Origin of the sequence: Cobetia amphilecti (genome assembly GCF_020217465.1) — a bacterium.
In the GTDB taxonomy this organism is placed as follows: domain Bacteria; phylum Pseudomonadota; class Gammaproteobacteria; order Pseudomonadales; family Halomonadaceae; genus Cobetia; species Cobetia amphilecti.
The window spans coordinates 160,912-182,349 of sequence record NZ_CP084115.1 but is presented as its reverse complement, the minus strand read 5'-3'; the positions used below and the strand labels follow the sequence as shown (position 1 = coordinate 182,349).

The following is a 21,438-nucleotide window of genomic DNA, read 5'->3' as shown; positions in this document are numbered from 1 at the left end:
CATCAGGCCTGCATCAGGCGTACATCAATGACCGCTCGGACCACCCAGCGGATCAGACGGGCGACGGCGGTTGCTGTCGTCATCTTCACTGCCATCAGCGTCATCATCCGTCTTGGGAGCTTCCGGCGCTTCCGCCTTCGGAGTGTCGGCAACCGGGGCCACCAGGCCACCGTCACCGCCGCTCGCCGGGCCACCCCAGTCCTTCGGCGGACGCGGAGCACGACCTGCCATGATGTCCGCCAGCTGCTCGGCATCGATGGTCTCGTAGGTCATCAGCGCTTCGGTCATCGCATCCAGCTTGTCGCGATTCTCTTCCAGAATCTGCTGCGCCTTGGCGTAGCACTCGTCGATGATACGACGCACTTCCTTGTCGAGACGCGAGGTGGTGTCGCCAGACTTCAGCTTGCCGCCACCCTGACCCGGGCCACCGAGGAACTGATGGGACTCGTCCTCGTCGTACATGATCGGGCCCATCTCGCTGGAGAGACCCCACTTGGCGACCATGTTGTGGGCAAGCTCGGTAGCACGCTTGATGTCGTTGGACGCGCCGGTGGTGACACCGTTCGGGCCCAGCGTCATCTCTTCGGCGATACGACCGCCGAACAGCGAGCAGATCTGACTGATGATCTGCTGACGCGAGTAGCTGTAGCGATCCTCTTCCGGCAGGAACATCGTCACACCCAGCGCACGACCGCGCGGAATGATCGACACCTTGTAGACCGGATCATGCTCGGGCATCACCAGACCGATGATGGCGTGGCCAGACTCGTGATAGGCCGTGTTGCGCTTCTCCTTCTCGGACATGACCATCGATTTGCGCTCGGCGCCCATCATGATCTTGTCCTTGGCCAGCTCCAGCTCTTCCATGCCGACCAGACGCTTGTTGCGACGCGCGGCGAACAGGGCGGCTTCATTGACCAGGTTGGCCAGGTCCGCACCGGAGAAGCCCGGCGTACCACGTGCAATGTTGACCGGCACGACGTCATCGCCCATCGGCACCTTGCGCAGGTGAACGCCGAGGATGTGCTCGCGACCACGAATGTCCGGCAGTGCGACGGTCACCTGACGGTCGAAGCGGCCCGGACGCAGCAGCGCGGGGTCAAGCACGTCAGGACGGTTGGTCGCGGCGATGACGATGATGCCGTCGTTCGCCTCGAAGCCATCCATCTCGACCAGCAGCTGGTTCAGGGTCTGCTCACGCTCATCGTGACCACCGCCCATGCCGGAACCACGGTGACGGCCGACGGCGTCGATCTCATCGATGAAGATGATGCACGGCGCCTGCTTCTTGGCCTGCTCGAACATGTCACGCACACGGGAGGCACCGACACCGACGAACATCTCGACGAAGTCAGAACCGGAGATGCTGAAGAACGGCACCTTGGCTTCACCGGCGATTGCCTTGGCGAGCAGGGTCTTGCCGGTACCCGGCGGGCCTACCATCAGGACGCCACGCGGAATCTGACCGCCAAGACGCTGGAACTTGCTGGGGTCCTTGAGGAAGTCGACCAGCTCCTCGACCTCTTCCTTCGCTTCGTCACAGCCTGCGACGTCGCTGAAGGTGGTCTTGATCTGGTCCTGGCTCAGCAGCTTGGCCTTGGACTTGCCGAAGCTCATCGGGCCACCCTTGCCGGCGCCGCCACCCTGCATCTGGCGCATGAAGAACATGAAGATGGCCAGAATGATCAGAATCGGGAAGCTGGCAATCAACAGGCGTGTCCACAGCGACTGCTGCTCAGGCTTCTTGCCGATGACCTCCACCTTGTTGGCAAGCAGGTCATCCATCAGCTTGGGATCGGACGCCGCCGGCCGGATGGTGGTGAAGCTGGAGCCATCGGCCCGCTCACCCTCAATGGTGTAACCATCGATGGTCACACTCTTGATCCGGTCGTTCTGCACCTGCTGGACGAACTGTGAATAGTTCATCGCCTGCGGCGAGGTATCGACGCTGAAGTTGTTGAACACCGTCAGCAGCACTGCTGCGATGATCAACCAGAGAATCAGGTTCTTCGCCATGTCGTTCAAGGGGACACCCTCATTGCATGAATCTGTCTTGGCATGCCGTGAATACTCCGACTGCCGTCTTGTGGTGGCCTGCCATGCTATCTGATCGTGCCTGCGGGGTATCAAGTCAGCGCAACGCGCCACTTCGCCTACCGAGTCACTCAAAGCTTGCCGTGCATTGTGCTACTTGCCTGCCAGCATCGGTAAGGCATTGAAACCCACCGAACTGTCACTGGCCCATCGTACTCAAGACCCAATGATATCGACACTACACCAGATGGGGGCTGGCAACCATTGCTTAAAGCCCGACAATGGACTATTGCGCCGATAGACAGCCTGCATCAGCCAGCGCTGCGACTCGCCCGGACACATTGGCGCCAGTCTGGACGAGCATCGCATGGCTCGCCTTAACCCGCGATGAAGCATGCGACCAGCAACGTGGAAATCTCGCCACCGCGAGCCGATGCCTGCCGCGTGCAGCGGCATGCAAGGACACTGACCATCAGCCCTTGAAGCCCTGCCCCAGCAGATAGACTTCGCGTGAGCGTGCACGCGACGCTTCCGGCTTGCGGGTCACGACCTTCTTGAAGCTGCCGCGCATATCCTTCAGATAGGCATCGAAGCCCTCGCCCTGGAAGACCTTGACCAGGAAATTGCCACCCGGCTTGAGGGTCTGGCGCGCCAGATCCAGCGCCAGCTCGACCAGATACATGCCGGCAGGCTGATCGATCGCGCTCATGCCGCTCATGTTGGGCGCCATGTCGGAGATCACGAGGTCCACCGGGCGGTCACCCAGGGTAGCCAGAATCTGGTTCAGCACGGCCTCTTCGGTGAAGTCGCCCTGAATGAAGTCGACACCGGCCAGGGCGTCCATCTCGAGAATGTCGGAGGCGATGACCACGCCTTCCATGCCGACGCGGTCCGCGGCGATCTGGCTCCAGCCACCGGGGGCTGCGCCGAGGTCGATGACGGTGGCGCCCGGCTTGAGCAGGCGGTCCTTGTCATCGATTTCAATCAGTTTGTAGCTGGCACGGGAACGATAACCGTCGGCCCAGCTGCGCTGGACATAGGCGTCATCAAAGTGTTCCTTCATCCAGCCAGCACTGCTCTTGCTGGGGTGAGCCACGTTGTCACCTGGAATGTCGGGGAAAATCGAATACTGGCGGGAGATAGCGCGGGGGATAACGACGACACGAAAGGCGTGGCAAGCTTGCGCACGGGTCGTGTCATGAGCGTCGTCATGGAGTAGAATGGCGGGTCCTGCGCGCGGTTCCGCCCGTGGGCACAGACATTGCCTGCGCAACAGACGGGTTCACACCCCTGGATTTCAAGCCCTGGAGTCGACCCTGTCTTTCGCTACGCTCCCCGCTCCCATCGGACGCCAACAGGGAAACTTTACGATACCATGAGCTTGTCACAGTCACAAAAGAAAGCATTTCGCAGCATCGGGCACCATCTTGACCCGATCGTCACCGTCTCGGAAAACGGCCTTTCCGAAGGCGTCGTGACCGAACTGGAGCGCGCACTGCACGATCACGAACTGATCAAGCTGAAGCTGGCGATCAACGATCGCGAAGCGCGCGGCGAGGTGGCTCGCCACCTGTGCAGCGAAACCGGCGCGACCCTGATCCAGAGCATCGGCAAGATCGCTCTGCTGTATCGCCGCAACCCGCAGGCCAAGCCGAAGCTGTCGAACGTACAGCGCTTCAGCGAGAAGTAAGCCGCCGGGCCCAGGCCTGACGAGGCTCACCTCGCACGCCACGCCTGCCGCAGACAGAAACGCCGCCCTCATCGAGGGCGGCGTTTCTGTTTTCTGTTGCTGACAATCACGACCTGACGCGCTGATTCAGCTCGAAGGTGATGTCGTCCAGCGCCCGCTGGGTGACCTGATGACGCTTGAGTGTAGTCTTTCTGGACTCCCCATCACCGTTGCCGGCATCGCGATACTTGATGACCAGCGTCTTCTTGTCGAAGGTGAAATCCTCGATCAGCTCATAATCGATCTTGCGACACCCCATGAGTGGTGACGGCCGCAGATAAAGCGCCTGATCACCGAAGTGCGCCAGCGGCATCACCAGGTGGAAAACTCCCCTCGCCAACAGGGCACTCCCGAGGACCAATGATGGCGTCAACAGCGCCGAGTCCCCGGTGTACCGATAGGCAAACGACTGGGAGACCACATATGCCACCCCGAACAGCATGAACCCGAGCACCATGAAGATGGCCACCATGGAGGTTGCCATGATGCGCTTTTCCGGCTGACTTCCCTGTACTTCCATTACTCCCTCCCTGAAGGGTTTCGTGCCCGCAGGCCAAAAAAACAGCCCTGCCGGGGTTACCGGCAGGGCTGTCACGACACCAGGATCTGACGAATCAGAGGCGATGCACTTCAGATGTGATGCACTTCGGAGATTTCATACTCCACATCGCCACCCGGGGTACGCACGACCACGACATCCCCTTCTTCCTTGCCGATCAGCGCACGCGCGATCGGAGAGGTGACGGAGATCTTGCCGTCCTTGATGCTGGCTTCATCTTCGCCAACGATGCGATAGCGCACTTCGCTATCGTCATCGAGGTTCATCAGGTCGACCGTGGTGCCGAAGATCACCTTGCCGGTCTTCGGCAACTTGGTGACGTCGATCACCTGGGACATGGAGAGCTTGGACTCGATCTCCTGGATACGACCCTCGATGAAACCCTGCTGTTCACGCGCGGCGTGGTACTCGGCATTCTCCTTGAGATCGCCGTGCTCACGGGCTTCCGCGATGTCAGCGATGACCCGGGGACGCTCAGTGCCCTTTAAGTGCTCGAGCTCCTTGCGAAGGCGGTCTTCGCCTTCGACGGTCATCGGACTTCTACTCATATCATGACTCCTGCATGCATATCCTGGAGACGACGGACCTTGACGTCGTTGCCGTAGGCAAGCGCCATGCACACGGCATTGGCACCCGCCAGCGTCGTGGCGTAGGGCACCTTGTGCGCCAGCGCCGTGCGACGGATCACGGACGAGTCATTGATGGCCTGACGTCCCTCTGTGGTGTTGACGATATAGGCGATCTCGCCGTTCTTGATCATGTCGACGATATGCGGCCGCCCTTCGAACACCTTGTTGACGGGTTCAACCTCGAGGCCGGCAGCGGCGATCACCTCTGCCGTGCCACGGGTAGCACAAAGCGTAAAGCCTAATGTTACCAGAGAGCGGGCCACCTCGATAACGCCCGCCTTGTCGAACTCACGCACGGACAGGAAGGCCTTGCGATCGCCAGCCAGGGTCGGGATGGCTTCACCGGCACCCAGCTGCGCCTTGTAGAAGGCTTCCGCGAAGGTATCGCCGGAGCCCATCACTTCGCCGGTGGACTTCATTTCCGGCGACAGGATCGGGTCGACCCCCGGGAACTTGGCGAACGGCAGCACCGCTTCCTTCACACTGTAGAAGGTCGGCACGATTTCCTGGGTGAAACCGATCTCTTCCAGGGTCTGGCCGGCCATGCAGCGTGCGGCGATCTGCGCCAGCGACTGGCCGATGCACTTGGAGACGAACGGCACGGTACGTGAAGCGCGCGGGTTGACCTCGATGACGTAGATCACGCCATCCTGCCAGGCCAGCTGCACGTTCATCAGGCCGACGACGTTGAGTTCCAGCGCCATGCGCTTGACCTGCTCGCGCATCTCTTCCTGGACGTCTGCCGGCAGCGAGTACGGCGGCAGTGCGCACGCGGAGTCACCGGAATGGATACCGGCCTGCTCGATGTGCTGCATGATGGCGCCGATCACGACCTGCTTGCCGTCGGACACCGCGTCGATGTCGACCTCGATGGCCGCGTTCAGGAAGTGGTCCAGCAGCACCGGCGAGTCATTGGAGACCTTGACCGCGTGGGTCATGTAGTTCTCGAGCTCGGCGGCGGAGTAGACGATTTCCATCGCGCGGCCGCCCAGCACGTAGCTCGGGCGCACCACCAGCGGGTAACCGATGACCTCGGCCTTGACGAAGGCTTCCTCGAAGCTGCGCGCGGTGGCGTTTTCCGGCTGGATCAGACCGAGCTTCTCGATCATCTGCTGGAAACGCTCGCGGTCTTCGGCGCGGTCGATGGCGTCCGGCGTGGTGCCGATGATCGGCACACCGGCGGCTTCGAGCTCACGCGCCAGCTTCAGCGGCGTCTGGCCACCGAACTGGACGATGACACCGACCGGCTGTTCCTTGTCGGCGATCTCCAGCACGTCTTCCAGGGTGACCGGCTCGAAGTAGAGGCGATCGGAAGTGTCGTAGTCGGTCGAGACCGTTTCCGGGTTGCAGTTGACCATGATGGTCTCGTAGCCGTCCGCGCGCATGGCGAGGGAGGCGTGGACACAGCAGTAGTCGAACTCGATGCCCTGGCCGATACGGTTCGGACCGCCACCCAGCACCATGATCTTCTTCTTGTCGCTGACTTCCGCCTCGCACTCTTCCTCATAGGTGGAGTACATGTAGGCGGTGTCGGACGCGAATTCGGCGGCACAGGTGTCGACGCGCTTGTAGACCGGACGGATGCCCTGCTTCTGACGGTGCTTGCGGAAGGCCTTCTCGGACACGCCCATCAGACGCGCCAGGCGCGCATCGCTGAAGCCCTTGCGCTTGAGACGGAACAGACGATCAGCGTCCATCTCGCCCAGCGAGCTTGCAGCCACTGCGCCTTCCTGAGCGATCAGGTCGGCCAGCTGCACCAGGTACCAGCGATCGATGTTGGTGAGGCGGAAGATCTCTTCGATATCGAGACCGGCACGCATGGCATCGGCGATGTAGAAGATACGCTCGGCACCGGCGGCCTGCAGCTCGCCCTTGATACGCGCCATGTTCTCGTCGCTGAAGTTCTCGACGATCGGGTCGAGACCGTCAACGCCGGTCTCCATGCCACGCAGCGCCTTCTGCAGGGATTCCTGGAAGGTACGGCCGATGGCCATGACTTCGCCGACCGACTTCATCTGCGTGGTCAGGCGGTCATTGGCCTGCGGGAACTTCTCGAAGGTGAAGCGCGGAATCTTGGTGACGACGTAATCGATGGACGGCTCGAAGGACGCCGGCGTCTTGCCACCGGTGATGTCGTTCTGCAGCTCGTCCAGGGTGTAGCCGACGGCCAGCTTGGCGGCGATCTTGGCGATCGGGAAACCGGTCGCCTTGGAAGCCAGTGCCGAGGAACGCGACACACGCGGGTTCATCTCGATCACGACCATGCGGCCAGTGTCCGGACAGATGCCGAACTGGACGTTGGAACCGCCGGTCTCCACGCCGATCTCACGCAGAACGGCCAGCGATGCATCACGCATCAGCTGGTATTCCTTGTCGGTCAGGGTCTGGGCCGGGGCGACGGTGATGGAGTCGCCGGTGTGCACGCCCATCGGGTCGAAGTTCTCGATGGCGCAGACGATGATGCAGTTGTCGTTCTTGTCACGAACGACCTCCATCTCGTATTCCTTCCAGCCCAGCAGCGATTCGTCGATCAACAGCTCGCGGGTCGGCGACAGCTCGAAGCCGCGATGGCAGATCTCTTCGAATTCTTCACGGTTGTACGCCACGCCGCCGCCGGAACCGCCCATGGTGAAGCTGGGACGGATGATGGACGGGAAGCCCAGCTCGGCCTGGATTTCCCAGGCTTCTTCCATGGAGTGCGCGACCTTGGCCTTCGGGCACGCCAGACCGATCTTCTTCATCGCCTTGTCGAAGCGATCACGGTCTTCGGCCTTGTCGATGGTGTCGGCGTTGGCGCCGATCATCTCGACACCGTACTGCTCGAGCACGCCTTCGCGCTCCAGCGCCAGCGCACAGTTCAGTGCGGTCTGGCCGCCCATGGTCGGCAGGATGGCGTCCGGGCGTTCCTTCTCGATGATGCGCGCCACGGTTTCCCAGGTGATCGGCTCGATGTAGGTCGCATCGGCCATCACCGGGTCGGTCATGATGGTTGCCGGGTTGGAGTTGACCAGGATGACCCGGTAACCCTCTTCACGCAGGGCCTTGCAGGCCTGTGCGCCGGAATAGTCGAACTCGCACGCCTGGCCGATGACGATGGGGCCGGCGCCGATGATCAGGATGCTTTTCAGGTCTGTACGTTTCGGCATGTCTCTTCCCGCAATGATCTGGTGACTGAACTCAACGATGGATCAGGCCCTCGGGCCTGCGCTCGGCTCAGCGTCGCGCGCGCATCATCTCGATGAAACGATCGAACAGCGGGGCGACGTCCTGCGGGCCGGGACTGGCTTCCGGGTGACCCTGGAAGCTGAAGGCCGGGCGGTCGGTGCGCTCGATGCCCTGCAGGCTACCGTCAAACAGCGACTTGTGGGTCGCGCGCAGGCTGCTCGGCATGCCCGCTTCATCCACTGCGAAGCCGTGGTTCTGGCTGGTGATCATCACCACACCGCTGTCGAGGTCCTGCACCGGGTGGTTGGCACCATGGTGACCGTGGCCCATCTTGACCGTAGTCGCACCGGAGGCCAGTGCCAGCAGCTGGTGACCCAGGCAGATGCCGAAGACCGGCGTGTCGGTCTCGAGCACTTCACGAATCGCGGTGATGGCGTAGTCGCAGGGCTCGGGGTCGCCCGGGCCGTTGGACAGGAAGACGCCATCCGGATTGAGCGCCAGCACATCGGCGGCAGGCGTCTGCGCCGGCACGACGGTCAGGCGGCAGCCGCGGGAGGCCAGCATGCGCAGGATGTTGTGCTTGACGCCGTAGTCGTAGGCGACCACGTGGAAGGGACGCTCGGACTCACGGGTATCGGCGTAGCCTTCGCCCAGTGTCCATTCGCCTTCGTGCCACTCGAACTGCTCGCTGCAGGAGGCTTCCTTGGCCAGGTCCATGCCCTTCAGACCCGGGAAGGCGCGTGCCGCTTCCAGCGCGCGCTCGACGACGTCATCACCCTGGGCATCTTCACCGGCGAGGATGGCACCGTTCAGGGAGCCCTTCTCGCGCAGGATGCGCGTCAGGCGACGCGTGTCGATATCAGCGATGCCGACGACATTCTCGTCGCGCAGGTACTGATCGAGGGAGCGAGTGGAACGGAAGTTGCTGGCCAGCAGCGGGAGGTCGCGAATGACCAGGCCGGCGGCTGCGACGCTGTCGGACTCGGTGTCCTCGTCGTTGATGCCGGTATTGCCGATGTGCGGATACGTCAGAGTGACGATCTGTCGGGTGTAGGAGGGATCGGTCAGGATTTCCTGGTAGCCGGTCATGGCAGTGTTGAACACTACCTCGCCGCTGGTCTGCCCATCAGCACCGATGGCGCTGCCGTGAAATACACTGCCGTCTTCCAAGGCCAGTATCGCGGGTTTGATCAACGCAACGTCCTCCCCATAGTGTCCACTTTCCTGCCCGGAATCCGCGGTCGAACACCGGACATGCTGCTTGATTATCGTGCTCGGCATTCGCCGAGCCTGTGTCCCGCTGCCGACTTCTGCCAGGTGCCTGTCACTGGACAGACGCGCGCCAGAAGCGGCAAATTCAGGTTGCAAAAAAGCGGGACGAAACCGAAAAATCAGGTTTCATCCCGCTTGTTATCATTCTTCGGAATGCTGCTGGCCCGAGCGCTGCCAAAACGGCAACCAATAGGGCGGCCAAGAACGTGGCCAAATTGGGTAGAGATTACCGGAATCCTTGAGTGCTGACCACCCCGCGCATGCCCCGCCAGCAGGCGACAAGGCCCACGATACGGTCGTTTCGTCGCCGCGGTCAGCTTGACGAAACCCTTGGCCGAGCCGGGACACTGCACAGCGCTTGTAAAGCGAAGCAGTCCAGCGGCGCAAGGCGGCCAGAATGGCTCACGCGTGCGCCGCATCCTGCCCACCGAGACAGCTTTCAAGAAATTCTCCTGAATGTCGCCAGACTGTCATCTCAGCGCTTGGCTCTCCATTCCGCTCCCCACTTTGCTCTCTACTTCGCTCACTTGAGTCCCAGCACATCCTGCATGTCATAGCGGCCGACTTCGCGCCCTGACAGCCATTCGGCCGCGCGTGCCGCGCCCTTGGCGAAGGTCATGCGGCTCGACGCCTTGTGGGTGATCTCGATGCGCTCGCCTTCGGTGGCGAACATCACGGTGTGCTCACCGACGATGTCACCGGCACGCACGGTGGCGAAGCCGATTTCCTTGTCGGTACGCGGGCCGCACTGACCTTCACGCGCGAAGACACCGTGGGTGGCGAGATCACGCCCGATGGAATGTGCCACGGCCTCGCCCATCGCCAGCGCCGTGCCGGACGGGGCATCGACCTTGTGACGGTGGTGCGCCTCGATGATCTCGATGTCATAGCCGGCATCGCCCAGGGCACGCGCGGCGGTTTCCAGCAGCTTGAGGGTCAGGTTGACGCCGGAGCTCATGTTGGCCGCGAACACGAAGGGCACGCTGTCACGGTAGCCATCCAGCTGCTCGAGCTGCTCCGGCGTGAAACCGGTCGTGCCGATCACCATGCGCTTGCCGTGCTCAGCGCACAGCGCCAGGTTGGCCAGTGTCACCTGCGGTGCGGTGAAGTCGATCACCACATCGAAGTCATCCACCACGGCAGCCAGACTGTCGCTGGCGACCACGCCCAGACGGCCCTGACCGGCCAGCTCACCGATGTCGACGCCCGCCAGGGAGCTGCCGGATTCGACGATGCCCGCCGCCAGCGTCAGGCCTTCCACTGCACCGACGGCCTCGACCAACGTGCGTCCCATGCGTCCGGCGACGCCCATGATTGCGATACGGGTCATGCTGACTCCTGCCTGTTGTGGGTCTTGAGGGTGACAGCCCGCGAGCATGCCCCGAGCGTGCCACCTATGCTGTGGCCACGAGTATATCAGCCGCCTGCAGCGTTGGCTGACGTCATGTATTTGTGCCGGTTACGCGCTAGAGTAGCCTCGTACCAGGTTGTCTCCTGTTGATCGTCATTTTTCTCATCACCGCTCAGTCTCCGGAGTCAGCATGCCTGCACGCCAATCCCCCGCCTCGCGCCGCTGGCGCATGCTCCAGACCCTCGCTGTCACCACGACGCTTGCCGGCCTGTTGAGCGCCTGCGGCGTTCACCCGCGCCCCTACACGCTGGCATCGCCGGAACAGAAGAGCGAGTTCCCGGAAATCCAGTGGTGCGGCACGCTCAGGCTGCCGGGCAAATGGCTGGATGACACCCCCGTCGGGGGCCTGTCGGACATCGGCTGGGACCAGGACGAGTCACTGCTGTATGCCGTGTCGGACCGCGGCTGGCTGCATCGTCTGCGACTCGCCTTCCGTCACGGTGAACTGGTCGGGGCCAAGGCGCTCAATACCTACACCCTGCGCGACGAGACCGATGTCTCGCTGCGCGGCGCCCTCAGTGATGCCGAGGGCCTGCAGCTGCTGCGCGCGAACAATGACCGCCGCGGCGATTCCCGCCTGGTGATCAGCTTCGAGCAGCAGCCACGCGTCGAGCACTTCCTGCCCAGCGGCCTGGCCGTCAGCGAGCCCTTCACCCCGATGGGCGCGCGCGGCGCGGCGCCCAACAACGGCATGGAAGCCCTGACCCTGCACCCGGAATACGGCATGCTCGCCGGGCTGGAAGCCACGCCGGAGGGCATGAGCGACGGCATGACGCGCATCTTCAGCCTCGACGACAAGCACGAGTGGAGCTACCCGCTGGCCAGCGACACCGGCTCGAGCCTGACCGCGATGGAGATGCTGCCCGACGGTGACATGCTGATGCTGGAGCGCGCCTTCTCGCCGCCCTTCCCGCTGGTGATCAGTCTGCGCCGCGCGCATCTCGGTGAGCCCGGCACCCAGGCCGAGGTGCGCACCCTGGCACGCCTGTCGAGCGGCGATGGCTGGTCGCTGGACAACTTCGAAGGGCTGACGCATCTGGAAGGCAATCGCTTCCTGATGATCTCGGATGACAACTTCAGCAGCTTCCAGACCACGCTGCTGAGCTGCTTTGCCGTCATCGAGCCCGAGGCCTTCACGGCTGAATCAGCGCCGGAATAGCCATGTCCCCGGGCTGTGTTACTGGGCTGAGTTACCGAACTGAGTTGCTGTACTGAGCCACTGGGCCTGAAACGCGAGAGCCCCGCACTCGACAAGTCGAGTGCGGGGCTCTCTGGCATGAAGGCCATCCACGGGGCTGGCCCGCAGACGGCAAGGCGAAGGCCTAGGGCTTCATGTCTTCGAAGAACTTCTTCACGCCATCGAAGAAGCTATTCTCCTTCGGTGAATGGCTCTTGCCGGTATCACCGAGGCTCTGCTGGAACTGACGCAGCAGCTCCTTCTGCTCTTCATTCAGGCTGACCGGGGTCTCGATGACCACCTTGCACAGCAGGTCCCCGGCGGGGCCGCCGCGCACCGGCTTGACGCCCTTGCCGCGCAGACGGAACAGCTTGCCGGTCTGGGTCTCGGCCGGAATCTTCAGCACGACACGTCCGTCGAGGGTCGGCACGTTGAGCTCACCGCCCAGCGCCGCATCGACGAAGCTGATCGGCACTTCACACTGCAGATGACGACCATCGCGCTTGAAGATCTCGTGCTCGCGCAGGTTGACCTGCACATACAGATCACCTGACGGCCCGCCGTTGACACCGCCCTCGCCTTCGCCGTTCAGACGGATGCGGTCGCCGGTGTCGACGCCCGGCGGAATCTTGACCGAGAGGGTCTTGGATTCCTGGACGCGGCCTTCGCCGTGACACTTGCGGCACGGCACGCTGATCTTCTCGCCACGACCGTGGCAGGTCGGACACGCCTGCTCGACCGCGAAGAAGCCCTGCTGCATGCGCACCTTGCCCATGCCATTGCAGGTCGGGCAGGTTTCCTTGCTGGAACCCGGCTCGGCACCATCGCCATCACAGTGGCCACAGGCCGCCAGACGCGGCACGCGGATATCGACCGTGGTACCGGCAACCGCCGATTCCAGATCGAGATCCAGGTTGTAACGCAGGTCGCTGCCGCGCTGCGGAGCGTTCGGGTTGCGACGACCACCGCCGCCACCGAAGATGTCACCGAAGACATCGCCGAACACATCGCCGAAGCCGCCGGCACCACCACCGCCAAAGCCGCCGCCACCGAAGCCACCGCCGCCCTGACCATCGACACCGGCATGACCGAACTGGTCATAGGCGGCGCGCTTGTCAGCATCGGACAGCACTTCGTAGGCTTCAGAGACTTCACGGAACTTCTCGGCCGAAGTTTCATCATCCGGGTTGCGGTCCGGGTGATGCTTCTGGGCCAGGCGTCGGTACGCCTTCTTGATGTCCTTGGTGTCGGCGCCACGCTCGACACCAAGCACTTCGTAATAATCACGCTTGGACATGGATCAGGTCCGCCTGGATTGCTGGCAGCCTGAGGCTGCCGGTCTGTTCTGGAATGCCGGTTGTCACCGGTGGCTCGCGGCTAGCGCAAGGCGCCACCGATGCAAACGACAACGCGGGACACCTTCACAAGGCTCCCGCGCTGTCATCAGACGTCGTTCAAGAAATCCCTCAGGACTTCTTGTCGTCGTTGACTTCCTCGTACTCGGCGTCAACCACGTCGTCGTCCTGCTTCTTGCCAGCCTGACCTTCGGCAGCCTGCTCACCCTGGGCGCCCTGCTCGGCGTAGAGCTTCTGCGCCAGGTTGCCGGACGCTTCGGTCAGTGCATCCAGCTTGGCCTGGATCGCATCCTTGTCGTCGCCTTTCAGGGCTTCTTCCAGCTCGGAGATCGCCGTCTCGATGGCTTCCTTCTCGCTGGCTTCGGCCTTGTCACCGGCTTCGGTCAGGGTCTTCTTGGTCGCGTGAATCATGCCGTCGGCCTGATTGCGCAGCTGGACCATTTCCTCGAACTTCTTGTCTTCGTCGGCGTTGGCTTCCGCGTCACGCACCATCTGTTCGATCTCGTCGTCGGACAGGCCGCCGGAAGACTTGATGACGATGGACTGCTCCTTGCCGGTCGCCTTGTCCTTGGCGGACACGTTCAGGATACCGTTGGCATCCAGGTCGAAGGCGACTTCGATCTGCGGCACACCGCGCGGCGCCGGCGGAATGTCGGCCAGGTCGAAGCGACCCAGAGACTTGTTCTGCGCGGCCTGCTTGCGCTCACCCTGCAGGACGTGGATGGTCACCGCGCCCTGGTTGTCATCAGCGGTGGAGAACACCTGGGACTTCTTGGTCGGGATGGTGGTGTTCTTCTCGATCAGCGGCGTCAGCACGCCACCCATGGTCTCGATACCGAGGGTCAGCGGGGTCACGTCCAGCAGCAGCACGTCCTTGACGTCGCCGCCCAGCACGCCGCCCTGGATGCCGGCGCCGACGGCGACCGCTTCATCCGGGTTGACGTCCTTGCGAGCTTCCTTGCCGAAGAACTCGGCCACCTTGGACTGCACCAGCGGCATGCGGGTCTGACCACCGACCAGGATGACGTCGTCGATCTCGGAGGCGGACAGGCCGGCGTCGGACAGCGCGGTCTGGCACGGCTTCAGGGAGCGTGCGACCAAGTCGTCGACCAGAGACTCGAGCTTGGAACGGGTCACCTTGACGTTCAGGTGCTTCGGACCGGTGTTGTCAGCCGTGATGTACGGCAGGTTCACGTCGGTCTGCTGAGCGCTGGACAGCTCGATCTTGGCCTTCTCGGCAGCTTCCTTCAGACGCTGCATGGCGAGGTTGTCGCCGGACAGATCGATACCGCTGTCTGCCTTGAACTGGTCAACCAGGTAGTTGATCAGGTGCATGTCGAAATCTTCACCACCCAAGAAGGTGTCGCCGTTGGTGGCGAGCACTTCGAACTGGGTCTCACCGTCGACGTCGGCGACTTCGATGATGGAGATATCGAAGGTACCGCCGCCCAGGTCGTAGACCGCGATGGTCTTGTCACCACGAGACTTGTCCATGCCGTAGGCGAGGGCTGCGGCAGTCGGCTCGTTGATGATGCGCTTGACGTCGAGACCCGCGATGCGGCCGGCGTCCTTGGTCGCCTGACGCTGGGAATCGTTGAAGTAGGCCGGCACGGTGATGACGGCTTCGGTGACTTCTTCACCGAGGTAGTCTTCCGCGGTCTTCTTCATCTTCTTGAGGATTTCCGCACTGATCTGCGGCGGTGCCATCTTCTTGTCTTTCACCTGCACCCAGGCGTCACCGTTGTCGGCTTCGACAATCTTGTACGGCACCATCTTGATGTCTTTCTGAACCACATCATCCTTGAACTTGCGACCGATCAGGCGCTTGACCGCGAAGAGGGTGTTCTCCGGGTTGGTCACTGCCTGACGCTTGGCCGACTGGCCGACCAGAATCTCGTTGTCGTCGGTGTAAGCGATGATGGACGGTGTGGTGCGACCGCCTTCAGCGTTTTCGATGACCTTGGTTTTCTCGCCGTCGAGCACTGCCACACAGGAGTTGGTAGTACCCAAGTCAATACCGATGATGCGTCCCATAATCGTATACCTCGAATCTGTTGCTAGCCTGAAAGATAAGTCTGGATGTCGGCACCTTGTGTCGGTGCCTGAACTTGTTTCTCTAGATGGGGTCGCGTGTCAGGGTTTCAAGACCCGGCCGGGCAAATTTTCCCGGGCCGGATCGCCCTGAGCCCCCACAGGGCGCGATCCAACGCCTATCGGGCGTCGGGAGCGCGCAGGCCTCAGGAGGCCTTGCTGACTGCCACCATCGCCGGACGCACCAGGCGACCATTGAGGGTGTAACCCTTCTGCATCACGTCGATGACGCTGTTCGGCTCCGCGTCCGGGGACGGCACCATGGCGACAGCCTGATGGTATTCCGGATCGAAGGGCTCGCCGTGCGGATCCAGCTGCTCGACGCCTGACTTGTTCAGGGCATCCAGCTGCATTTTCAAGGTCATCTCGATGCCTTCGACGTGGGTCTTGGCCGCTTCGTCACCCGACATGGATTCCAGTGCCTTCTCGAGGGAATCCACCACCGGCAGCATTTCCTTGACGAACTTCTCCAGCGCGAACTTGCGCGCCTTCTCGGCGTCCTGCTCGGCACGACGGCGCGCGTTCTGCGCATCGGCAGCCGCACGCAGCGCCTGGTCCTTGGCTTCCTTGACGGCCTGCTCAAGCTCTTCGACCTGGGCGGCCAGCATCTCGGCTTCCGGGTTGTCCACCAGAGAGCCTTCGGCGCCGGTATCGTCGGCATCCAGTACGTTGTCGATCACTTCACCTTCCGGCGTTTCCGGCTGCGGCTCGGCATCGCGAGCGGCACGCTGAAGCTCTTCATCCATCGGGGTCTGCGGGTCCTGAGCCATGCTGATCTCCTGCGGGCCGGCGTCTATGCGCCATTGCCCTGATTCGTGGCCTGCTGAGCTTGTCGCGAAGCATCACGCGCACTGGCTGACAGACAGGCCATGAGTTGCCTTGAGAGGCAGCAAGGCCAGGCCATTGCTGCCGACTGAAAGTGTCAGTGCCTCTATATGGGGACAGCACATCGCTTCTCAAGCCTTGCCGCGGGCTTTTCTCCCCACTGAGTCCGGCATGGATTGAAGGCCACCCGAACGTGCTGTATAAAAAGCCATGTTCACTGTATAAACATACTGTATGGCGACACCGTAGCCCGCCCATCGAGTCCGGGTCCGCTGATGTTCTCCCAGCACGGCGTACGTCAAAGCCCCCTCGGAGGTAGTCATGCTGCTGCAACTCGCCATCCAAGATTTTGCCATCGTCGAAACGCTGGAACTCGATTTCCGCCGCGGCATGACCGCCATCACCGGCGAGACCGGTGCCGGCAAGTCCATCCTGCTCGGCGCCCTCGGCCTGTGTCTGGGCGAGCGTGCCGATGCCGGCAGCGTGCGCCATGGCGCCGACCGCGCCGACCTCATCGCGCGTTTCGATATCAGTGAGCTTGGCGACGCCCGTCAGTGGCTGGATGAGCGCGAACTGGGCAGCGACGACTGCCTGCTGCGTCGCGTCATCACCGCCAGCGGCCGCTCCAAGGCCTGGATCAACGGCACGCCCTGCACCATCACCGACCTGCGCGAGCTGGGCGAGCACCTGATCGACATCCACTCCCAGCACGCCCATCACTCCCTGCTCAAGGAAGAGACGCATCTGCGTCAGCTCGACGAATATGCGGGCCTGGAGACTCAGGCTGCCCAGTTGCGCGAGGACTTCCGTCACTGGCAGGAGGCGCATCGTCGCCTCAAGCGCATGAGCAATGATGGCGATGAGGTGCGTGCACGTCGCCAGCTGCTGCGCTATCAGGTCGAGGAGCTCGATGAACTGGCGCTGTGCGAAGGGGAGCTGGAAGCCCTGGAACAGGAGCAGGAAACGCTGGCCAATGCCGAGCAGATTCTGGCCGAGGCGCAGTCCGCCGCCGAATGCTGTGATCACGACGAAGAAGGTGCGCTGCCACGCCTCAACCAGGCCCTGGCACGTCTGGCGCATCTGCCGGGCAACGAGCATGGCTCACTGGCCAGTGCGCTGGGCATGCTCGAGGAAGCGCGCATCCAGATAGAAGAAGCGGCGCGTGAATTGCATCGGTTCGTGGAAGTCACCGAACTCGATCCCGAGCGTCTCGCCTTCGTCGATGAGCGCCTGAGCCGCATTCACCAGATCGCGCGCAAGCATCATGTGATGCCGGACGAGCTGCATGGCCTTCATCAGCGTCTGAGCGAAGAACTCGACGGCCTGGGTGGCGATGAGGAGGCCATCGAAGCCTTGCGGGAAGAAGTGGCTCAGCGTCGCGAGGCCTGGAAGGGGCTGGCGAGTGAGGTGAGCGCCAAACGCGCCACTGCCGCCCCGCAACTGGCCAGCGACATCCAGGACCAGCTGGCCTTCCTCGGCATGGGCAAGGCCACCTTCGAGGTCGCCATCGAGGCGCGGGAGCGCCCGCAGCCGGAAGGCATGGAGCGTATCCACTTCCGCATCAGCGCCAACCCGGGCCAGCCGCCACGTGCGCTGGCCAAGGTGGCCTCCGGCGGCGAGCTCTCGCGTGTGTCACTGGCGATCCAGGTCGTGGCCGCCAGTCGCTCGACCATCCCCAGCCTGGTCTTCGATGAAGTCGATGTCGGCATCTCCGGCGCCACCGCCGAGATCGTCGGCCAGCTGCTGCGTCGCCTGGGCGACAAGGGCCAGGTGCTGACCGTCACGCACCTGCCGCAGGTCGCCGCACAGGCGCATCAGCACCTGCATATAGAGAAGCAGGCCGAGAAGGACACGACCCGCACCCACATGGCGCTGCTGGATGAAAGCGGCCGCGTGCGCGAGCTGGCACGCATGCTGGGCGGCATTCATCTCTCCGAGCAGACCCTCGCCCATGCCCGCGAGATGCTGGGCGCTGCCGACAGCCGCCACTGAGCGCTGTCGTCTAAGTCGCCGTTCATGCACTGCCAGCGACGTCCATTCGTCCAATGACGCTCCTCAACAAGACGAACGCCAGAGTCATGGATTGAGGAAACATGCACGCCAGATACATGAACGGCCGCCCCTGAGGGCGGCCGTTCGTGTATCTGGCCGGAGAAGGCTCTCCAGCCACGTCATCCCTGACGCAACCCGCGTCAGCTATCGCTCTTGTCGCCCTTGGGGCGCACGTAGAGCACTAGCGCATGCTCGACCAGCTCATAGCCGTGCTCCTCGACGATCTCGCGCTGACGGCGCTCGATCTCGGGATCACAGAACTCTATGATCTCGCCGCTGTCCAGACATACCATGTGGTCATGGTGTTCTTCCTGGGACAGTTCGAAGACGGCGTGACCGCCATCGAAGTTGTGACGCATCACCAGTCCCGCTGTTTCAAACTGGGTGAGCACACGATAAACCGTCGCCAGACCGACATCTTCGCCAGCCTCAAGCAACGCCTTGTACACGTCCTCGGCACTCAGGTGTCGATCCGTCGATTTCTCGAGGATCTGCAGGATCTTGACTCGCGGTAGGGTTACCTTGAGTCCCGCCTTGCGCAGTTCATGGTTCTGATCGGCCATGCTGGGGTACTCTTCGCAGTCGCTTGATGTATCAGGTATGATCGGCCAAGGCAAAACGATAGGGAATCTTCAGGGCAAATGCAAAACTTGATCAAAACAGTCGCCTTTTGCAGCGCCCTGTCGCTGCTCACCGGGTGCAGCTACTTCAGCGTCTACAAGCGCGACCTTCCTCAGGGCAACCTGATCAAGCCGGAAATGGTCGAGCAATTGAAGCCGGGCATGAGCCGCGAACAGGTCATCTACGTGATGGGCTCACCGCTGCTGACCGCCCCCTTCAGTGAGGATAGCTGGGACTACGTCTATCGCCTCAAGAAAGCGGATGGCGAAATCATCAACAAGCGCGTGACGTTGACCTTCGCAGGCGATTCACTCTCCAACATCGACAAGAGCGGCGACATCGACCAGGAAACCGTCATCGTGCCGGACCTGGACATCGACCCTCGCGCGGCACAGCCTAACCGTGCTGAACCCAAGGCAGGCGCAGCCGACCTGCCTGAAGAGCGCTGATCACTGACCTCTTCACTCAGTGACAAGCCAGAACAACAGCGGGGCACCTTTCAAGGTGCCCCGCTGTTTTTGATTCTCGCCTGTATCTCGTCTTACTGAGCGGCGCGAGCGGCCTTGTCGGCGCGCCGCTTGCGCGCAAGCTTGGGGTCGGTGATCAAGGCGCGATAGACCTCGACCCGGTCCCCGGCGTCCAGCACATGCTCATCGGGCTTGCGCAGCGCCTTGCCGAAGATACCCAGGTCCGCCTCGAGAAACACCTCGGCGGCAATCGTCGGAAAGTGCTGCTCCAGACGCGCCATGCGCACGGCCTCGCGCGCCGTGGTACCGGGGGCGACCGCCAGCGAGACGATCTTCTGCTTGTCGGGCAGCGCATAGGCCACCTCGACCGTGATTCTATCTGTCATGTCTGCTCCTTTGCTCTCGCCACCTTTATATACCACCTGTGCGATATATCACCTGCGCGGCGTTGCACCCTGGCCAACGGCCAGGTGTCAGCGCTGGGTGTAGATCTGGTCAGCGCGGCGCGTGAAGGCCTCGACCATCTGAGCGGCGACCTGACTGAACAGCTTGCCGAACGCCATGCCCAGCAGGCGATTGCTGAACTCGAAGTCCATCTCGAGCGAGACCTTGCAGGCGTCTTCGCCCAGTGGCGTGAACAGCCAGGTCCCCTGCAGACGCTTGAAGGGGCCATCGACCAGGTTCAGCTCTATCCGCTCGGGGGCATACAGGTCATTGCGCGTAACGAAGCTCTGCTGCATGCCTGCCTTGGACAGGGTGAGCCTGCCCTTGAGATGGTCCTCATCACGTTCCAGCAATTCCGCGTTGCTGCAGCCGGACAGGAATTCGGGATAACGCTCGAAATCATTGACCAGATCGAACATTGCCCGGGCCGAATGCCGCACCAGGGCAGACCGGTTGACCGTAGGCATCTAGCTCTCCGCTGACTTGGATACGCAGCATGCGTATCATGAACAATGGGCCGGCGCATGAAGTGCCGTCTGGCCTTGAATGGTAACACGCCTCCCCCCATCCAGAAGGATGTGCCATATCCACACTGGATGACGGCAGGCGCACACGACAAATGAGGCAACATGGGCAAGAAAAAGAAACCCGAACAGGGCGGCAATCTGATCGCCCAGAACAAGAAGGCACGCCACGAGTACCACATCGAGGAAACCTTCGAAGCGGGTCTGGTACTGGCAGGCTGGGAAGTGAAGGCGCTGCGCGCAGGCAAGGGCCAGCTGACCGATACCTATATCGTGATCAAGAATGCCGAAGCCTGGCTGCTGGGCTGCCACATCCATCCGCTGGAAACCGCCAACACCCACGCGGTGGCGGACCCGCAGCGCACGCGCAAGCTGCTGTTGCACAAGAAGCAGATCGCACGCATCTTCTCGCGCACCCAGGACAAGGGCCACACCTGTGTGCCGGTCAAGCTGTACTGGAAGAATGCGATCGTGAAGTGCGAGATCGCGCTGGTGGAAGGCAAGAAGCTGCACGACAAGCGCGCCACCGAGAAAGACCGTGACTGGAACCGTCAGAAAGCCCGTATCCTGCGCGACCGCTGAGGGCAGCGTGAGGCAGCTCACGCCAGCAAGCTACTGTCAGGTCAGAAATTTTCCTGAACGCTTGAACTGGCGTAGCACAGTCCCCACCTGTTATGATGAAGACGTAGCAACGCAGTAAAGTGGTAACACTGTTATGGGGGCGTTCTGGCATTCGACGCTGGTGGCAAACCCTGAGGTGCATGCCGAGATCGTAACGTATCTCGTAAATAAAACGTTGCAAATATATAGTCGCAAACGACGACAACTACGCTCTAGCTGCATAAGCTGCTCATGATACCGTTGCGCCTGTTCAAGGTGGATTGAGAACGAGCCCGTATAAACAGGATCGTCTTGGCCGACGTCTCTAAGGTCGAGATTAAAACTCAGAGAATCGCATTGCTGTAGCCTGTTCATTGGCGGCAGTAGTGTTAAATCAAATAATGAAACTAAGCATGTAGAGCCGAAGGCGGAGTGCCGGCGGACACGGGTTCGACTCCCGTCGCCTCCACCATATCCGTGACA

General features: G+C 62.1%; 18 protein-coding genes and 1 other RNA gene. 6 read left to right on the top strand and 13 right to left on the bottom strand.

All coding sequences use genetic code 11. The annotated features are described in order from the left end of the window. Nucleotides 1-24: 24 nt before the first annotated feature. Both ftsH and rlmE read right to left on the bottom strand, forming a co-directional pair. Nucleotides 25-2,025, bottom strand: a complete 2,001-nt coding sequence (ftsH, locus tag LCW13_RS00810; protein ID WP_043333382.1) for an ATP-dependent zinc metalloprotease FtsH — start codon at nucleotides 2,023-2,025, stop codon at nucleotides 25-27. A 481-nt stretch (nucleotides 2,026-2,506) separates the two neighbouring features. After that, nucleotides 2,507-3,130, bottom strand: a complete 624-nt coding sequence (gene rlmE, locus LCW13_RS00805) for a 23S rRNA (uridine(2552)-2'-O)-methyltransferase RlmE (RefSeq protein ID WP_225347478.1) — start codon at nucleotides 3,128-3,130, stop codon at nucleotides 2,507-2,509. 279 nt (nucleotides 3,131-3,409) lie between these two features. Between rlmE and yhbY the strand changes: the two genes are divergently transcribed. Next, nucleotides 3,410-3,724: a ribosome assembly RNA-binding protein YhbY gene (yhbY, locus tag LCW13_RS00800; protein ID WP_043333380.1), complete on the top strand. Its 315-nt coding sequence runs from the start codon at nucleotides 3,410-3,412 to the stop codon at nucleotides 3,722-3,724. 106 nt (nucleotides 3,725-3,830) lie between these two features. On the opposite strand, the gene LCW13_RS00795 is transcribed toward yhbY, so the two are convergent. The 5 genes from LCW13_RS00795 to dapB all read right to left on the bottom strand — a co-directional run bounded on the left by LCW13_RS00795 (nucleotide 3,831) and on the right by dapB (nucleotide 10,718). Continuing rightward, on the bottom strand, nucleotides 3,831-4,283 hold the full coding sequence (locus LCW13_RS00795) for a hypothetical protein (protein ID WP_043333377.1): 453 nt from the start codon (nucleotides 4,281-4,283) through the stop codon (nucleotides 3,831-3,833). 110 nt (nucleotides 4,284-4,393) lie between these two features. Continuing rightward, entirely contained in the window at nucleotides 4,394-4,870 is a 477-nt protein-coding gene (gene greA / locus LCW13_RS00790; protein WP_043333374.1) for a transcription elongation factor GreA, read from the bottom strand. Next, the gene (gene carB / locus LCW13_RS00785) at nucleotides 4,867-8,097 is read right to left on the bottom strand and encodes a carbamoyl-phosphate synthase large subunit (RefSeq protein ID WP_043333371.1); all 3,231 of its coding nucleotides are present in this window, start codon (nucleotides 8,095-8,097) and stop codon (nucleotides 4,867-4,869) included. Before carB ends, greA begins: the two co-directional genes overlap by 4 nt. A 67-nt stretch (nucleotides 8,098-8,164) precedes the next feature. Further along, entirely contained in the window at nucleotides 8,165-9,310 is a 1,146-nt protein-coding gene (carA, locus tag LCW13_RS00780) for a glutamine-hydrolyzing carbamoyl-phosphate synthase small subunit (RefSeq protein WP_043333369.1), read from the bottom strand. A 601-nt stretch (nucleotides 9,311-9,911) separates the two neighbouring features. Then, the gene (gene dapB / locus LCW13_RS00775) at nucleotides 9,912-10,718 is read right to left on the bottom strand and encodes a 4-hydroxy-tetrahydrodipicolinate reductase (protein WP_043333367.1); all 807 of its coding nucleotides are present in this window, start codon (nucleotides 10,716-10,718) and stop codon (nucleotides 9,912-9,914) included. A 211-nt stretch (nucleotides 10,719-10,929) separates the two neighbouring features. On the opposite strand from dapB, the gene LCW13_RS00770 reads away from it, so the two are divergent. Then, nucleotides 10,930-11,958 (top strand): esterase-like activity of phytase family protein, encoded by a 1,029-nt coding sequence (locus LCW13_RS00770; RefSeq protein ID WP_052384520.1) that lies wholly within the window; start codon nucleotides 10,930-10,932, stop codon nucleotides 11,956-11,958. Between the two features lie 163 nt (nucleotides 11,959-12,121). On the opposite strand, the gene dnaJ is transcribed toward LCW13_RS00770, so the two are convergent. From dnaJ to grpE, 3 genes are all read right to left on the bottom strand, one after another. Continuing rightward, nucleotides 12,122-13,273: a molecular chaperone DnaJ gene (gene dnaJ / locus LCW13_RS00765; protein ID WP_043333362.1), complete on the bottom strand. Its 1,152-nt coding sequence runs from the start codon at nucleotides 13,271-13,273 to the stop codon at nucleotides 12,122-12,124. A gap of 169 nt (nucleotides 13,274-13,442) precedes the next feature. Next, nucleotides 13,443-15,365: a molecular chaperone DnaK gene (gene dnaK / locus LCW13_RS00760; RefSeq protein WP_043333360.1), complete on the bottom strand. Its 1,923-nt coding sequence runs from the start codon at nucleotides 15,363-15,365 to the stop codon at nucleotides 13,443-13,445. Nucleotides 15,366-15,568: 203 nt separating this feature from the next. Beyond that, the gene (grpE, locus tag LCW13_RS00755; RefSeq protein ID WP_043333357.1) at nucleotides 15,569-16,192 is read right to left on the bottom strand and encodes a nucleotide exchange factor GrpE; all 624 of its coding nucleotides are present in this window, start codon (nucleotides 16,190-16,192) and stop codon (nucleotides 15,569-15,571) included. A gap of 376 nt (nucleotides 16,193-16,568) precedes the next feature. Between grpE and recN the strand changes: the two genes are divergently transcribed. Beyond that, the gene (gene recN, locus LCW13_RS00750) at nucleotides 16,569-18,239 is read left to right on the top strand and encodes a DNA repair protein RecN (protein ID WP_043333355.1); all 1,671 of its coding nucleotides are present in this window, start codon (nucleotides 16,569-16,571) and stop codon (nucleotides 18,237-18,239) included. A gap of 200 nt (nucleotides 18,240-18,439) precedes the next feature. Here the strand turns inward: recN and fur are convergent, their stop codons facing one another. Beyond that, entirely contained in the window at nucleotides 18,440-18,862 is a 423-nt protein-coding gene (gene fur / locus LCW13_RS00745) for a ferric iron uptake transcriptional regulator (RefSeq protein WP_043333352.1), read from the bottom strand. Between the two features lie 78 nt (nucleotides 18,863-18,940). Here fur and LCW13_RS00740 point away from each other — a divergent pair, with 78 nt between their 5' ends. Further along, the gene (locus tag LCW13_RS00740; RefSeq protein ID WP_052384519.1) at nucleotides 18,941-19,369 is read left to right on the top strand and encodes an outer membrane protein assembly factor BamE; all 429 of its coding nucleotides are present in this window, start codon (nucleotides 18,941-18,943) and stop codon (nucleotides 19,367-19,369) included. Nucleotides 19,370-19,461: 92 nt separating this feature from the next. On the opposite strand, the gene LCW13_RS00735 is transcribed toward LCW13_RS00740, so the two are convergent. Both LCW13_RS00735 and LCW13_RS00730 read right to left on the bottom strand, forming a co-directional pair. Next, nucleotides 19,462-19,773 carry an RnfH family protein gene (locus tag LCW13_RS00735; protein WP_043333350.1) on the bottom strand — a complete coding sequence of 104 codons (312 nt, stop codon included), beginning with the start codon at nucleotides 19,771-19,773 and terminating at the stop codon, nucleotides 19,462-19,464. Between the two features lie 87 nt (nucleotides 19,774-19,860). After that, nucleotides 19,861-20,298, bottom strand: coding sequence for a type II toxin-antitoxin system RatA family toxin (locus LCW13_RS00730; protein WP_043333347.1), 438 nt, complete (start codon nucleotides 20,296-20,298; stop codon nucleotides 19,861-19,863). A gap of 162 nt (nucleotides 20,299-20,460) precedes the next feature. Here LCW13_RS00730 and smpB point away from each other — a divergent pair, with 162 nt between their 5' ends. After that, nucleotides 20,461-20,937, top strand: coding sequence for an SsrA-binding protein SmpB (gene smpB, locus LCW13_RS00725; RefSeq protein ID WP_043333345.1), 477 nt, complete (start codon nucleotides 20,461-20,463; stop codon nucleotides 20,935-20,937). Nucleotides 20,938-21,072: 135 nt separating this feature from the next. Next, nucleotides 21,073-21,427, top strand: a transfer-messenger RNA (tmRNA) gene (gene ssrA, locus LCW13_RS00720). The last annotated feature ends 11 nt before the right edge of the window (nucleotides 21,428-21,438 follow it).